This window comes from Rhizobium sp. NZLR8, assembly GCF_019685025.1.
Taxonomy (GTDB): domain Bacteria; phylum Pseudomonadota; class Alphaproteobacteria; order Rhizobiales; family Rhizobiaceae; genus Rhizobium.
In genome coordinates this window covers 98,505-113,265 of sequence record NZ_JABDVY010000018.1, presented here as the reverse complement: position 1 = coordinate 113,265, position 14,761 = coordinate 98,505, and the positions used below count along the sequence as shown (strand labels likewise).

Annotated in this window: 11 protein-coding genes; 7 read left to right on the top strand and 4 right to left on the bottom strand. The window is 62.8% G+C overall.

What is annotated here, in order from left to right:
• Window positions 1-24: 24 nt before the first annotated feature.
• Complete coding sequence (locus HJB89_RS28895; RefSeq protein WP_221133172.1) at window positions 25-900, bottom strand: D-alanyl-D-alanine carboxypeptidase family protein; 876 nt, start codon at window positions 898-900, stop codon at window positions 25-27.
• A gap of 362 nt (window positions 901-1,262) precedes the next feature.
• On the opposite strand from HJB89_RS28895, the gene HJB89_RS28890 reads away from it, so the two are divergent.
• On the top strand, window positions 1,263-2,012 hold the full coding sequence (locus HJB89_RS28890; RefSeq protein ID WP_221117076.1) for an aminoacyl--tRNA ligase-related protein: 750 nt from the start codon (window positions 1,263-1,265) through the stop codon (window positions 2,010-2,012).
• Window positions 2,013-2,203: 191 nt separating this feature from the next.
• Window positions 2,204-2,719 (top strand): AAA family ATPase, encoded by a 516-nt coding sequence (locus tag HJB89_RS28885; protein ID WP_221117077.1) that lies wholly within the window; start codon window positions 2,204-2,206, stop codon window positions 2,717-2,719.
• 133 nt (window positions 2,720-2,852) lie between these two features.
• Here HJB89_RS28885 and HJB89_RS28880 read toward each other — a convergent pair whose 3' ends face one another.
• Both HJB89_RS28880 and HJB89_RS28875 read right to left on the bottom strand, forming a co-directional pair.
• Window positions 2,853-3,413, bottom strand: coding sequence for a cysteine hydrolase family protein (locus HJB89_RS28880; RefSeq protein WP_207580666.1), 561 nt, complete (start codon window positions 3,411-3,413; stop codon window positions 2,853-2,855).
• Window positions 3,414-3,716: 303 nt separating this feature from the next.
• On the bottom strand, window positions 3,717-10,601 hold the full coding sequence (locus tag HJB89_RS28875; protein WP_221133174.1) for a hypothetical protein: 6,885 nt from the start codon (window positions 10,599-10,601) through the stop codon (window positions 3,717-3,719).
• Between the two features lie 465 nt (window positions 10,602-11,066).
• Between HJB89_RS28875 and HJB89_RS28870 the strand changes: the two genes are divergently transcribed.
• Window positions 11,067-11,450, top strand: coding sequence for an Hpt domain-containing protein (locus HJB89_RS28870; RefSeq protein ID WP_007629359.1), 384 nt, complete (start codon window positions 11,067-11,069; stop codon window positions 11,448-11,450).
• A 202-nt stretch (window positions 11,451-11,652) separates the two neighbouring features.
• Window positions 11,653-11,973 carry a 2Fe-2S iron-sulfur cluster-binding protein gene (locus tag HJB89_RS28865; RefSeq protein WP_207580664.1) on the top strand — a complete coding sequence of 107 codons (321 nt, stop codon included), beginning with the start codon at window positions 11,653-11,655 and terminating at the stop codon, window positions 11,971-11,973.
• Between the two features lie 314 nt (window positions 11,974-12,287).
• Here HJB89_RS28865 and HJB89_RS28860 read toward each other — a convergent pair whose 3' ends face one another.
• A complete protein-coding gene (locus HJB89_RS28860; RefSeq protein ID WP_207580663.1) occupies window positions 12,288-12,914 on the bottom strand; it encodes a DUF922 domain-containing Zn-dependent protease in 627 nt (208 codons plus the stop codon).
• Window positions 12,915-13,015: 101 nt separating this feature from the next.
• On the opposite strand from HJB89_RS28860, the gene folP reads away from it, so the two are divergent.
• The 3 genes from folP to folK are packed head-to-tail and all read left to right on the top strand — an operon-like array spanning window position 13,016 to window position 14,758.
• Complete coding sequence (folP, locus tag HJB89_RS28855; protein ID WP_207580662.1) at window positions 13,016-13,885, top strand: dihydropteroate synthase; 870 nt, start codon at window positions 13,016-13,018, stop codon at window positions 13,883-13,885.
• Entirely contained in the window at window positions 13,882-14,247 is a 366-nt protein-coding gene (folB, locus tag HJB89_RS28850; protein ID WP_003579602.1) for a dihydroneopterin aldolase, read from the top strand. Before folP ends, folB begins: the two co-directional genes overlap by 4 nt.
• The gene (gene folK, locus HJB89_RS28845; protein WP_207584317.1) at window positions 14,240-14,758 is read left to right on the top strand and encodes a 2-amino-4-hydroxy-6-hydroxymethyldihydropteridine diphosphokinase; all 519 of its coding nucleotides are present in this window, start codon (window positions 14,240-14,242) and stop codon (window positions 14,756-14,758) included. The genes folB and folK overlap by 8 nt, the downstream gene beginning before the upstream one ends.
• The last annotated feature ends 3 nt before the right edge of the window (window positions 14,759-14,761 follow it).

The following is a 14,761-nucleotide window of genomic DNA, read 5'->3' as shown; positions in this document are numbered from 1 at the left end:
TTTCGGGCGACGTGCATCGAGCGCTTATTTCGTCGGTTGCGAATCCGTCATCGTCGCTCCCGGCTGGTTGCCCGGTGTCGTGGAAGCTGTCGCACTCGATGACGACGACAGGGTGCTGTCCAGCAGTCCTGCCATCTTGTCGTCGCGCAGGCCTGCGGTCTTTTCGCCCATGACAACGCCGACGACGCGGCGGCCATCCTTCAGCGCCGATGTCACGACATTGTAGCCCGATGCATCGGTAAAGCCGGTCTTGATGCCGTCGACGCCGTCATAGCGATACATGAGGTTGTTGTGGCCGCGCAGCTTCATGCCGCGGAACTGGAAGCCGCGCATGGAAAATAGCTTGAACTCCTCGGGGAAATCCCGCATCAGCGAGACGCCGAGGGTCGCCATATCGCGTGCGGTGGTGACCTGCTCGGGATCGGGAAGGCCCGAGGGATTCTTGAAGACAGTATCCTTCATGCCGAGTTGGCGCGCCTTGTCCGTCATCGCCATGGCGAAAGCCTGTTCGGAGCCACCAAGCTGTTCGGCGATCGCCACGGCAGAGTCGTTGGCAGACAAGACGACGATGCTTTCGACCGCTTCGCGCAGCGTCACCTGGCGGCCTGCGCCGACAGCGAGTTTAAAGGGTTCCTTGCTCTCGGCATTTTCCGACATGGTGAGCTTCTGCTCCCAGTTGAGGCGCCGCTCATGCAGGGCCTCGAAGGCGAGATAGAGAGTCATCATCTTGGTCAACGACGCCGGATAATTCAATTCGTCCTGATTGGAGCCTTCGAGGACCTGACCGGAGTGCGCATCGACGACGAAGCTTGCCTGGCCGGCCTGGGCCAGAGTGAAAGCGCCCATCAGCATGGCGGACGAGAGCGCGGTGGCAAGGAGCCGGGAGGTCGTCTTGGTCATCGATGTTACTGTCTCTGTCGTTGGACGGTCGGGTGAGCCATCGGCTAAACGCAAGCGGATCCAGAAAGTTTGTGACGAAATGAAGGACAGGCGGCAATAAAAAGGCCCCATCCACAGCTGATTGCTTTTGTCTTACCGTCTTGGGTTTTGACAATGGCGCGCAGGGCACGTAGAAATTCAACATGAGCATGAAGCGCGCGCCTTTCTCCCGCCATATCAGCACCTGCCTGCAGGCTGCGATTGTGTGCGCTTTTGACGGACGAGGTCTCTGCGTCCTGCTGTGACGTCGGGGCGCTCTCTGCGTCCGGCTGGACGTAAAGCCCCTCACCACGTCAATCCAGGTTGCCAGGGAGACAGGCACCGTGCTCAATCTTTATCATGTCAATTCGCTCGTCCATTGGGAGGAGCGCGAGATCCATCTGCGCGATCATATGATCGGCTTCTTCTCGCAAGAGGTCCGCAGTTTTCTGAGATCGGTCAATCCGGCCTGGGATGTTCGAAGGGTCGAGGCTCCCACCTTGATGCCGCGATCACTGGTTTCGAGCGCTTATTCGAATGCCGATATCTGGGTCCAGGAACAGCTGTCAGCCGGTGATGCCGCGCTGGTACTGAGGCCGGAGACCACGCCATCGACCTATGCCTACATGCAGCATATTCTCGGCAATCACTCGAAGACGCGGCTACCGCTCTGCGTCTGGCAGGCCGGCAGATCCTATCGCCGTGAGCAGGAGCAGCCGACCAAACACATGCGGCTGAAGGAGTTCTGGCAGCTCGAATTCCAATGCGCCTTCACGGCCGACAGCGGCAACGACAATCACGCCGCCTGCCTCGAACCGGTGCGCCGCATGATCGCCTCGCTGATCCCTCTGCCGACGCGGATCGTGGCCTCCGACCGGCTGCCGGCCTATTCCGAGGTGACGATGGATATCGAGGTCGACAATGGCAACAAGTGGATGGAGGTCTGCTCGATCTCGCGGCGCACCGATTTTCCGCAGCGCTACCGGTCGCAGCCGAAGAAGGGAGCTGCCGTCGACCATGATGTCCTCGTGCTCGAGATCGCCATCGGCCTCGATCGGTGCATCTACAACTGGAACATATCAGCGGATCGGTAAGAATGGAGCCGGGGACGCTGGTGGCGGTTCCGGCTCTCCGCGATGGCGATGCGCGGGGTAGCGGGGTTCTGTCGTCGCCGGCGCGTTGGACCTTCGGGCATCTCGTTGGTAAGAGCTATGATCAGCGAAGGGGCACGATTGTCGTTCTCCTTCGCCCGAGATGTATTCACTCAACGACAGGATCGGAAACCATGCTGATTATCTTCGGCGGCTTGCCGGGTAGTGGAAAAACGACTGTCGCCCGCGCGCTCGCGAAACGGCTGGGAGCCGTGTATGTGAGGGTTGACACCATCGAGCAGGCGATCAGAGCGGGTGTCCCTTCAACAGACGTCGGTCCGGCAGGTTATGTTGTCGCCTATGGGGTTGCCGAGGATAATCTCACGCTCGGCCGTATGGTGATCGCCGACTCGGTCAATCCTCTTCAGATAACGCGCGACGCCTGGCTGGCAGTCGCGGCGCGATCTGCGGTGACCGCGGTCGAAGTCGAGGTGATATGTTCCGACAAGATCGAGCATCGCCGCCGGGTCGAGACGCGTAAAACCGACGTCGAAGGGCTTGTCAAACCGACGTGGCAGGAAACCGTCGAGCGGGTGTATGACCATTGGGAGCGGAGGCCGATCGTTGTCGATACGGCCGCGAAGGATGTGCAAGAGATCGTCGACGCGTTGATCGTCAGGCTGGGGATTGATCGTCCGCTTTCGATTTGATGCCGGGTCTTGTAGGGCGTGCCGTGAATGCCCTTCTGCCCTGCCGGGCATGTCCCCCATAAGGCGGGAGAATACAGGAGGCATGGACTATCGGTCCCTCTCTGCCGGCGGACGATATGTCTCTGCCGACGTTTTATGAAAAAGCAATGTCGGCGGCCGGGCGGATATCCACCGTCGCCTTGCCCGCGTCGAAACCGTCGAGCGTTTCATTGTGGTGGGCGATGATCGCGGAGAAGGTGAGGGTCGCCGTATCGCCGGTGGTGTGGCCATCGGCAATCAAAGTCACATCATATCCGAGGGAAACGGCGCGCCTGACTGTCGTGTCGACGCAAAATTGCGACATGCAGCCGCCGATGACGAGGCGGGTGACCGAGCGTTCGTTCAGGCGTTCGGCAAGATCGGTTTCGAAGAAGGAGTCGGCGCTCTTCTTGCGCACGACCACCTCGCCCTGTCTCGGCGCAATCTCCTCGCGCAGTGCCCATCCCGCCGTGCCGACGGCCAATCGATGACCGGTGTCGCCGTCATGCTGGACGAGCACGATCGGCGCGCCTGCCTGCCGAGCCTTTTCTTGCAGTGCGGCCAGCCGCGCGACGGTGCCGTCGAGTGCTGCATCGATCTGAGGCTGCCTCTCCAGCGTAGCTTTTCGGGAGAGGATCGCATTCTGCACGTCGATGATCAGAAGGGCCTGGGTCATTCGGGAGAGGTTTCCGTGACTGGATGGCAAAGTCGGGTCTGGGTGGCGGTATTGCTTACGAATGGCTGCTGGAGATCTTATCTGGACAGTGAAGCCGGAGAGATCTTAGTCGCACTCTTAAAGCGCGTCGCATCAAACTTGATTCATGCGACGCGCTTTAGTCCTTTGTTTTTATGCATGTCGTTATCCCGGAACCGCTGCACACTTCCGGGCGACATGCATTAGTTCCACTGGCATCGCAAAAGAAAAGCCGCCTGACATATGTTCAAGCGGCTTTCCCAATTCCAGTTCAGATCAGCGAACTTAGCTGAGCCTGCCTGCGGCGTGGGCGAGCATGGTGTAAACCTTGCCGGTATCCGAGGTGAGGTAGGACTGCGTCACCGTCCGGTTCGGGTCGGTGCGGGCAACATCGGCAAGCAGCTTTTCGAAGTCACCGATGTAGCGATCGACGGCGGTGCGGAATTCCGGTTCGCGGTCATATTTGCGCTTGATCTCGTCGAAGGTCTGCTGGCCCTTCAGCGTGTAGAGGCGACGGGTGAAGACGTCGCGCTCGCCGCGCTGGTAACGGCGCCAGAGATCGACCGAGGCGTCGTGGTCGATGGCCCGGGCAATGTCGACCGAGAGCGAGTTCAGCGATTCGACGACGTGGCGCGGATTGCGGCTGTCATTGCTGCGCGCGGCCGGTGCGGCGGTTTCCGCCGGCCGGGCCGGAGCGCGGGCAGACGCCTCGTCGGCGGCCTCCTCACGCGACGCGCCGCGCAGGAGATCGCTGATCCAGCCGCCGCTTTCCGGAGGAGCCGGCTCCTGGCGCCCTGTGTCCTGGCGAAGAGGCTGCGGGGCGGCGCGCTGCGGGGCGGCAGCGGGTGCTGTCGGCGCGATCGTTCCGCGCAGACCCGTCGCTTCGATCGGCGGGGGCGCTGCCGGCTGCGGCGCCTGGGCTGCGACCGGCTGACTTACGACCGGCTGACTTGCAACCGGCCGGGTTGCGACCGGCTGGGCGGCACGCGAGGCCGGCTGCGCCTGGGCGAGCGTGCGGGCGACGGGCTCGGAAATCTCAAGCTGCTGGCTCGAGCGGCCGACAAGCTGGGAGATATCCTGCAGCGCCTTGATCTGCTCGGCGACGGCCCGGCGCATGGCCGAGGCGCTTTCCTTGGCTTCCTCGGGAAGATCGAAGGCGCCGCGCTTCAGTTCGGCGCGTGTGGCGTCGAGCTCGTTGCGGATGTCGGCGGCGGAGCGGCGGATATCATCCGTGGCGCCGGAGAAGCGGCCGACGGCATCATCGATCGCCTCGCGCAACGCCTCCCGCATGTTCTGGGCGGCGCCGTCGGAGGCGCGGCCGGCTTCGCCGAGCATGCGCTCGACTTCCGACAGCGAGGCCGTCAGACCGCCGCGAATACGGTTGGAGAGATCGCCGGAGCGGCGCTCGACATTGGCGAAGGTGCCGTCGATCGTCGTATTGGCTTCGTCGCCGGCGCGGGTGATTGCCTCGCGCATCGTCTCGGCCGCTTCCTGGGCGCGCTTCTCGGTTTCGGTGAGAATGCGGCCGATATCGGCGAAGGAGGATTGCACGCCCTGGCGCAGATTGCCGGTCACCTGGCTTGAGCGTTGCTCTGCCCGCTCGAACACAGTCTCGATCATGCCGCCGAGGCCGAGCATCGTCTTTTCGATCTCGGCGGAGCGTTGGACGAGGCCGACGGAGAGCGTCTGCAGGGCGCTTTCGCGCTCCTCGAGCGTCGAGGCGAGATTGGACTGGGCGGCGCCGAGGAGCTGCGAGGCCTGAGTGAGGACCTTGGAGTGTTCGTCGAAGCGGCCGATGATGCCGCCGACCTGCGACAGCGTCTGGCCCGAGATGTCGGAGAGGCGGTCGACCTTGCCTTCGAGCAGCCTGGTCGAGGCCGAGACCATTTCGGCGGCCCTGTTGGCGGACTCGGCAAAACGCGTGGTGGTGTCGCCGAGACGGCCGTCGACGGTGGTCAGCTGCTCGGCGGCGCGGTTCATCATCATCGCCATCGCCGCGCTGCTTTCCGCCATGCGCTCGACAAGGCCATTGACGTTGCCGACCAGGCTGTTTTCGATGGCGCTGACGGCATTGGCGACATTTTCGGTACGGGCGGCAACGGCGCTGGCGAGCGCTTCGTTTTCGGCGCGCAGACGGTCGGCGCTGAGGTTGGCTGCGGCGGTGATGCGGGCGGCGGCCTGCTCGCCGGCGTCGGTATACCGGTCGATGATCGGACGGGCGGTTTCGTCGAGGATGCGCGTCAATTCGACCGAACGGCCCGACAGCATCGAGTTGAGGTCGCGGGTGCGTTCGTCGAGCGTCGAGCGGATCGAATTGCCGCGCGCTTCGAGCGCCCGGTCGATCTCGGAGAAGGTCGTATCGATCTCGCGAGCACGCTCCTCGAGATTGGAGCGGATAGCGCTGCTGCGGGCTTCAAGCGCCCGGTCGACATCCGCCATGGTGGCGGAAATCTCGCTTCCGGCCCCCGACAGCGTCAAGCGGATGGCGTCGCCGCGCGTTTCCAGAGACTGGCCGGCATCCGACAGCGCCTTGGAGATGGCATTGACCTGCGTGCCGACGATGGTTTCGGCCTCGGCGACCTTGTTGACGATTGCGTTGCCGGCTTCCGAGAAGGTCTGGGCGACGGCAGCGGCCTGGCTTGCCAGCCGGCTCTGGGCTTCAGCGACGCGAGTGACGATCTGCGACGAGCGTTCATCCATGGTGCGGGTGAATTCGTCGCTTTTCGCATTGAGATCCACAGCGAATTGCTGGCCGGTCTTGCCGAGCAGTTCGGTGGTCCTCGTTGCTTCGCCTTCCATTCCCTGGGCGGCTTCGGCAACCGCGCTGCGTAGCGTCGAGGCGAGGCCGACGGCCTTGCCTTCGATGGTGCGGTTGACGGCCTCGAGGCCGACGGTCAACGCGCGATCCATGGTGGAGAGGCGTTCCTCGATGCGTTCATTGCCGCGGTCAAGGGTTTCGCCAAGGCTCGCGGTGCGGCCGTCGATGGCGCCCGTCAGGGTCGTGGCGCGGCTGTCGAGCGTCTCGGCCAGGTTGGCGGTGCGGCTGTCGATCGCCTGGGTGAGGTTTGCGGCGCTGCCTTGGAGCGTTGCCGAGATGCGCTGAGTGGCGTCGTCGCTGAGCGTGCCGATACGGGATATGCCGTCGGCCAGCACGCCGGACAGGTGGCCGCTGGCGGCTTCAACCTTTTCGGCAACGCCGCCGACACCGTCACGGATGCGGGTCTCGATGGCCGCAAGACCGGCTTCCACACGCGATCCGGTTTCTTCGACCCGGCCAGTCAGGCTTTCGACCGATTGGTCGAGATGAGCGGAGAAGTTCTGGGTTGAGCTGGAAATCGCATTCGCCGCCTCCTGGAAGCGGCTGGCGATCTGGCCGGCGCCGGCATGCATGCGATCTTCCAATGTCTGGGCGCTGGCATCGATGGCCTGACGGATCGAGGCTTCACGGTCCTCCAGCGACATTTCGAGCATGCTGACGCTCGTTGCCACCGAGGTGCCGATGCTGGTCGCATGTTCGGTCAGCGTATCGTTGATCAGCGCATGGGCTTGGTTCAGCGACAGGTCGATGGCGTTGGCGCGATCCTCAAGCGTCGTGCGGATGCGCTCATGGGCAGAGGTGAGTCCGCCTTCGATGCGTGCGGCGGCCTCGTCGGCGAGGCCTCCGAGCCGAACATGGGCGTCGGTCAGGCGACCTTCGATGCGGCCGGTCAAGCCGCCGACGAGATCCTCGAAGCGGGCGCCGCCGGAATCGAGAACGCCGGAAAGGGCGGCACTATGCTCGGAGAGCGCATTTTCGAGCCTCTGCTGATTGTCGGTGTAGGCGGCGCGGATGGCATCGGTCTTGTCGGTGAAGGCGCCGGCGACGCGTGACTCGGCGCCGGAGACGGCCTCCATGATGGCGTTGCTGCGCGCTTCGAGCACACTGTCGAAGCGGCTCTGGTTGTCGTCGAGCGAAATGGCGAGCGCCATGGTCTTTTCGTCGAGCGTATCGGTGAGCCGGTCGTGAGTTGCCGTTACGGCACCGATGATTGCAGCGGTGCGGTGCCCCAAGGCTTCCTCGATGCGGGCCTGGCCCTCTTTCAGCGAGGTGGCAAGGGAGGCGGCCTTCTGGTCGAGCACACCGTTCAGGCCTTCATGCGTGCCGGAGACCGCATTGATAATTGCATCGGCGCCTGATGTCAGTGTCTCTTCGAGACGGCTCTGGCTCTCGTTCAGCGAAATGGCAAGCGCCATTGCCCGGTCGTCGAGTGTCTCGGACAGGCGGTCGTGGGTGGCGGAGACCGCAGTGAGGAAGGATTCCGAACGGCTCTCCAGCGTGTCCTGCAGGCGGTTCTGACCCTCGTTCAGGGAGGCGGCGAGCGCTGCCGACTTTTGGTCGAGGGTTTCGGAAAGACGGTCATGCGTGCCCGACACGGCCTTGAGGAAGGCTTCGGAGCGCGCTTCAAGCGTGTCTTCAATCCGCGACTGGCTCTCATTGAGCGAGATGGCGAGCGTCATCGCCTTCTCGTCCAGGGTTTCGGACAGACGATCATGCGTGCCGGAGACGGCGTTCAGCAGAGCTGCGGAGCGGGTTTCGAGCGTATCCGCAATACGGGTCTGGCCTTCGCTCAGCGCAGTGGCAAAAGCTGCCGCCTTGCCGTCCAGCGTTTCGGAGAGGCGCTCGTGAGTGCCGGAGACGGCGTTCAGCAGCGCCTCCGCACGCGTTCCAAGCGCACCCTCGATGCGGGCGCTGCGCTCGTCAAGCGAGGTTGTCAGGGCGGTTGCCTTGCTGTCCAGTGTTTCGGACAGGCGGTCATGTGTGCCGGAGACGGCGGTCAACAGGGCCGCGGAGCGGGTCTCGAGCGTATCCTCGATGCGGGCCTGGCTTTCGTTCAGGGAGATGGCGAGCGCCATGGCCTTTTCATCGAGCGTTTCGGAGAGGCGGTCATGCGTGCCGGATACGGCGCTCAGCAGCGTTTCGGAGCGGGTTTCGAGCGTATCCTCGATGCGGGCCTGGCTTTCGTTTAGAGAGATGGCGAGCGCCATCGCCTTTTCGTCGAGCGTCTCGGCAAGCCGGTCATGGGTGCTGGAGACGGCGTTGATGATGGCGTCGGAGCGGGTCGTCAGCGCTTCCTCGAAGCGGCCGTGATGTGTGGTGAGCGCCTCGACCAACGCGCCACCGCGTTCTGCCATGACACTGTCGATGCGGCCGTGGGCCGTGCCGAGCGCCTCACTGATTTCTGCCGCACGCGCCGCAAGCGCGCCGGTCAGTTCCTCGGCGCGGCCGCCGAAGGCAGCGGTCACCTGCTCGGTGCCGGCGGCAACGGCGGTCGTCAGATCGGTGGTGGTGGTGCGCAGCGTGTCGCGGAATTCGGCTGTCCGGGTCTGCAGATTGTTCTGCAGCTCGGAGGTGCCGGATGCAAGCGTCAGCGCGATTTCCGAGGTGGCGCTCTGCAGCGCCGAGGTCAGTTCGCCGGTCCGGCTGGTGAGTGCAGTGGTGATTTCATCCGCCCGGGTGCCGAGCGTGCTTTCCAGCACTTCGTGACTGGTGGCGAGTGTGGTGGCGAGCGCCAGCGACTGATCGGTCATCGACAAACCGAGCCGGTCGATGCCGGAACTCAGGATGCCGTCGATCGAATCCGAGCCGCCGGTCAGCGTCTCGTTGATGCGGGCGAGGCTCTCCATCAGCTTGGTGTCGAGCGAGCCGGTGCGTTTGTCGAAGGCGCTGGTGAATTCGGCGACTCGTTCGTCGAAGGCGGTCGACAGCTGGGCGACGGTCGTCTGCAGCCGTTCTTCGAAGAAGCCGGAGCGGACGTCGAGATCCATGACGGCATCGTCGGCGGTGGTCTGCAGGCTCTGGCGGAAGCTCGCGCCCTTTTCGTCGAGGGCGCTGTTCAGCTTCGACAGCACGTCGTCGAGCGTGCCGCCGATGGTGCGTTCGCCTGATTTCAGGCTCTCATTGATCTCGCGGGTGCGGGCGATCAGGATCTCGCTGAGCTGATGCGTGCGTTCGTTCAGCGCCGCATTCAGCTTCTCGGTGCTGCTGTCCATGGTCGAGGCGCGCGTCTCGAATTGGCTGAGCAACCTTTCGCCATGGTCGTTGAGATTGACGGAGAGCGCTTCGAGGCGGCTGTCGAATTCGGTGGCGAGCGCGAAACCCGATGCGTTCAGTGTCTGCAACAGGCTATCGGTCTTGGCGGCGAGCAGGCTGCCCATCGACTGCAGGGCGTTGTCCGATCGTTCCAAAATCGTCGCGGCGCGCGTGTCGATCAGCGAGGCGAAGGCTTCGCCCGATGTGGAGAGCCGCACCGCGATCTCTTCGGTCGCAAGCGACAGCTCTTCCTTCAACTGGTCGTGGACGCTGCCGATCGAGGTACGGATGCGGTCGGCGTGGTTGACGATTGCCTCGCGCTCGGAGCCGAGTTCGTGGACGAGACCACGGACGCGCAACTCATTGTCGGCATAGGAACGTTCAAGTGCATTGACTTCGGAATGGACGAGCGTTTCCAGCTCGGACGCACGCGCGATGGTGCGCTCGATGCCTTCATTCATCGCCGAGACCTCACGGCGGACGGCCTGGCCGACGGTCATGATGCGCTCGGAGGCGATGGTTTCGGGCTCCGCCAGGCGCAATGCCACCTCTGCCATGGAACGGGCGGCGTTGCGCATGTCCTGGGCGCGGGCGATCATGATGGCGAAAGCATAGAACATCATGACGGGAATGATGATGCCGACGAGGCCGGCGATGACGCCCGGCAGGGCGACGAGATCGGCGAGCGAACGGATCTGCCAGATCTGAGGCGCATAAAGCAGCGACATCAGGCCGAGCCCGCCCATGACCCAAAGCACCGAGAAGAGGGTGGCGGTGCGCACCGCTGAGCGGCTGGAGGCGCCGTCGAAGGATTTCAGTATCGAGGCGGGCGTATTGCGACTGGCATCGTTTGCGGGCGCGAAGGCCGGCCCCCGGGATGTCTGCTCGCCGGCGGCGGCGCGGCGGCTACGGCGCTGCGCTTCTTCCTGGGCCTGCTGGTTACGCGCGTTCACTGGATCAGACACATTAGCCTCCGGGGCTTCAGGCGCGTCGCCGCGGCGAGACGGCACGTTATCTTTGCCGAAGTCGATCTGGAGCGCCTCGTCCAATGCCTTGAACGCCTTGTCCTCAACCGACTCGTTATATTTGTTGTTCGCCATTGGTTACGCCTCGTTACTGTCGGCCGGTCTGGCAGCGCAATCCCGGGCTTCCGCCTCACCCGGGGAACAACTTTGCCGTTCCAGCCTTCCATCCCAACGACGGACGGATTAAGCATGTCATTTCAGAGTAGATAGCCGCTTTTTCAAACGGAAGGTATCAAAACACTACCATTATCCACTCACTCGGCAAAGGCGCGTACCATAAACCCGCTCCACCAGTATCGTAGTGACACATCTGGGCTCCTCACACAATTAATGAAGGCTTGAGATTTGAGGCTCGTTAACCCGTTGTTAACATCTTTAAATCCGTAGCACCGCTTAAAAACCAATAATTTAGCGATATTTAACGGACGTTAACCATGTGGCGAGATTTCCGCCCTGAATGTGCCGGAATTTAACGTGATGGCCACCCTCCTGACGCAGAACTGTTGGAACTGCGCACGACACGAGACGGGAGAATTGGCAATGGCAGCTCAGATGGCAGCATTGAACATCGTATTCGAGGCGCCGGATAATGCAAAGGGACCCTGTCCCTCGAAGGTCCGGCCAATCGATCTGGTTCATCTCGCCAAGCAGACGATGGGCGACAAGACGTTGGAAATCGAAGTCCTTCAGATGTTTGCGCGCCAGGCTCGTGCATGTCTGCAGGATATTGCGAGCGGCGAAACCATCCGCGTCGGCGCGGCCGCGCACCGCCTGAAGGGCGCGGCAAGTTCGGTCGGCGCGTTCCGCGTGTCGCAGACGGCTGAGGCCGTCGAGGAAAACGGCGGCGATGCCGGTGCGACGGCAGCGCTCGGTGCAGCCGTCATCGACGCCGAGAATTTCATTCTGAAGCTCTGCCGCGGCTGATTTCTTTCTCTAGACCGTTCAAACAAGGACCCGTTGTTCCATTGCGGAACCACGGGTCTTTTTGCGACCTGTGGCATGACGCTTTGGAGACGGCGGGTGAAACCCCAATCTGCGAGGCTATAGTGAATTTCCCGATGTTGACTGACGCGTCGAATTGTCGGAAGAAAATCCGCCCATCATTTGAAGACCGGAAATAGTCCTGATGCCCAAACTTACCATCGTCGCCTTCGACGGCACGCGCTTCGACCTCGACGTCGACCAAGGCTCCACCGTGATGGAGAATGCCGTGCGCAATTCGGTGCCCGGCATCGAGGCCGAGTGCGGCGGCGCCTGTGCCTGCGCGACCTGTCATGTCTATGTCGACGAGGCGTGGACCGAACAGGTCGGTCAGCCGGAAGCGATGGAAGAGGATATGCTCGACTTCGCCTTCGATGTGCGCCCGACCTCGCGGCTGTCCTGTCAGATCCGCATGAAGTCTGTCTATGACGGTCTCGTGGTGCACGTGCCGGAACGCCAGGCTTAAGCGCGCTGCGCTTCAAACTTCGCCAGAATTCGTCCAGAAAAAAAGACGCCTCGCGCGCTTGAGCGAGCGAGGCGAGGCGGGCGCATTACCTACGGATGAGGGAGGAACATCCGCGGCTTCGGAACGCGCCAGGAGAACCCAGCGATGAAAGTGCAGATGCCGTACCTGAACTTTCGAATGTGTTCATATTAACGCGTTCCGGTTGAGTCTGCCAGGATGAAAAATGACCATTAAATCACTGGGGAGGGTGCAAGTTTCGCACAAGTTTTGTTGTGCAGCTAAGGTTTTCCGCTCGCAACCAGACTAAAAAAGCCTTATTTTTCGCCGGCTCGGCCGTTGATTCGATTGTTCAGCAACCTCAGCATACGCTTCTGGAAATTGACCGCTTCGACCCGGTCGAATCGCGCCTGCTGCCGATCGTGCTCGTCTATACCGCGAGCTGATTCGCCAGTGACGAGTTCCTGCATGGCCTCGCAGCTGCGCTGCTGCGGCAGCGCGCGAATGGCGCGTTCCATGGCGCGGGCCTGATCGCGGGCGATTTCGGCATGGCGCTCCTCGTGGCGCTTGATATCGCTCGACAGGGCATCCCAGATCATCGACAGCTCCTTGCTGGCGCCCTTGCGGCTGCTCCAGCGCGGCAGGATGATCTGCGTGTGGACCGTGACCTTGACGCTGCCAACGCGGCAACGGCCGTTATCCTGGATATAGGTGGCTTCACCGCCAAAGCGGATCTTCGTTGCGCCGGGATGGCGCGCCGAGGAGCCGCTCGACGTCGGGCCGCGCCGGCTGAGTTCGCGGTCGAGCTCATCCGCGGTTTTGCCGCGGATGTCGAAATAGGAGTAGCTTTTCGATGCGATCACTTCTGCCGCCGCTGGGCTGCAGACGGAAAGAGCAATGGAAAAGGCGATAGGAAGGACCATATAACGCACTGCAAGCGGCATTCTGAACGCAACCCGTGTTGAAATCGACCGGAGCTTGGGGCATAGCCACCACAAGCGCAATATCGGATGGCGCTTTTTTCGTGATCAATGGGATAAGTCTGGTGACAGGGCTCGAAGGCAGTTTATGGCGTGTGGGCCATGGCCGGCAGATCGAACTCGGCCGTCGTTCTCTCATCATGGCGATCATCAACGTGACGCCGGACTCCTTTTCCGACGGCGGACGTTTTGAAACCGTCGAGGCGGCGGTCGAACACGCGCTGCGGGCAGTGAGCGAGGGGGCCGGGATTGTCGATATCGGCGGCGAATCGACCCGGCCGAACGCAGCATCCGTCAGCCCTTCCGAGGAGCAGGCGCGCGTGCTGCCCGTCATCGAGGCGCTACGCGGGCGCACTCAGGCGCTGATCTCGATCGATACCTATCGCGCCGAGACGGCGCGGCTGGCGGTCAGTGCCGGCGCCCATATCGTCAACGACGTCTTCGGGCTGCAGAAGGAGCCCGATATCGCCGACATCGCCGCGGCGACCGGGGCCGGGCTCTGCATCATGCATACCGGCCGCGACAGGGCGAAGCTTCCCGATGTGATCGCCGACCAGGTGCATTTTCTGAAACGGTCGCTTGCGATCGCCCAGGCCGCGGGCGTCAGCAGCGATCGCATCGTGCTCGATCCGGGCTTCGGCTTCGCCAAGGAGACGGCGGAGGAGAATCTCGAACTGATGGCGCGGTTTTCCGAACTTTCCCGCTTTGGCCTGCCGCTGCTCGCCGGCACGTCACGCAAGCGCTTCCTCGGCGCGGTGACGGGACGTGAGGCGCCGGACCGAGACGCGGCGACGGCTGTCACCAGCGCCCTGCTCAGACTTCAAGGCGCTGCGGTTTTTCGGGTGCACAATGTCGCAATCAACAGGGATGCGCTCGACATCGTCGATGCTATGCTGAATGCGCGCCAGGAATTCGAGAGGAAGCGGCCGACATGACCACCTACACGATCACGCTGCAGAACTGCGCCTTCTTTGCGCGCCACGGCGTGCATGACGAGGAGGAATTCCTCGGCCAGCGCTTCTTCGTCGATGCCGAGCTCGATGTCGTTGCCGGCGAGGCGCTGGAAAGCGATTCGATCAACGATACCGTCAATTACGGCATCGCCTTCACCGTGATCGAGCAGATCGTCACGGGCAAGCGGCGTTACCTGATCGAGGCCCTGGCGCTCGATATCGCCAAGGGGCTGTGCGAGACATTCCCGCAGGTCCGGCGGGCGAAGATCACGGTGCGCAAGCCGAACGCGCCGGTGCCCGGCGTGCTCGATTTCGTGCAGGTGAGCGTTGAGCACTTTGCCTGAGGCCGCATGGCAATCGGCCACACTCGGTCTCGGCGGCAATGTCGGCGATCCCGTCAAGGCGATGGCCGCCGCACTGCAGAGGCTGGACGAACGAGATGACTGCCGGGTGACGGCGGTCTCCCGGCTCTATCGCACGCCGCCCTGGGGCAAGACCGACCAATCCTTCTTCTTCAACGCCTGCGCCGCCGTCGAGACCCGATTGGAACCCGAGGCTTTGCTCGATGTCTGCCTGTCGATCGAACGGGAGATGAAACGCGAGCGCATCGAGCGCTGGGGTCCGCGCACGCTCGATATCGACGTGCTGACCTATGGCGACGTCATTCAGGAGGCGCCGCGGCTGGAACTGCCGCATCCGCGCATGACCGATCGCGGTTTCGTGCTGATGCCGCTCGCCGATATCGCGGCGGACATTTTCGTCAAGGGCAGGGCGATCAGCGATTGGCTGTCGGATGCTGATGTGGCGGGCATCGAAGTCGCCGATAACAGCCGCGACTGGTGGCTCAAAAGCTGAAGC

Bases quoted from the DNA above. Each gene is read 5' to 3' on its own strand.
- HJB89_RS28875 (WP_221133174.1), bottom strand. From the start codon at position 10,601: ATGGCGAACAACAAATATAACGAGTCGGTTGAGGACAAGGCGTTCAAG.
- HJB89_RS28865 (WP_207580664.1), top strand. From the start codon at position 11,653: ATGCCCAAACTTACCATCGTCGCCTTCGACGGCACGCGCTTCGACCTC.
- HJB89_RS28870 (WP_007629359.1), top strand. From the start codon at position 11,067: ATGGCAGCTCAGATGGCAGCATTGAACATCGTATTCGAGGCGCCGGAT.
- HJB89_RS28885 (WP_221117077.1), top strand. From the start codon at position 2,204: ATGCTGATTATCTTCGGCGGCTTGCCGGGTAGTGGAAAAACGACTGTC.
- HJB89_RS28860 (WP_207580663.1), bottom strand. From the start codon at position 12,914: ATGCCGCTTGCAGTGCGTTATATGGTCCTTCCTATCGCCTTTTCCATT.
- HJB89_RS28880 (WP_207580666.1), bottom strand. From the start codon at position 3,413: ATGACCCAGGCCCTTCTGATCATCGACGTGCAGAATGCGATCCTCTCC.
- folB (WP_003579602.1), top strand. From the start codon at position 13,882: ATGACCACCTACACGATCACGCTGCAGAACTGCGCCTTCTTTGCGCGC.
- HJB89_RS28895 (WP_221133172.1), bottom strand. From the start codon at position 900: ATGACCAAGACGACCTCCCGGCTCCTTGCCACCGCGCTCTCGTCCGCC.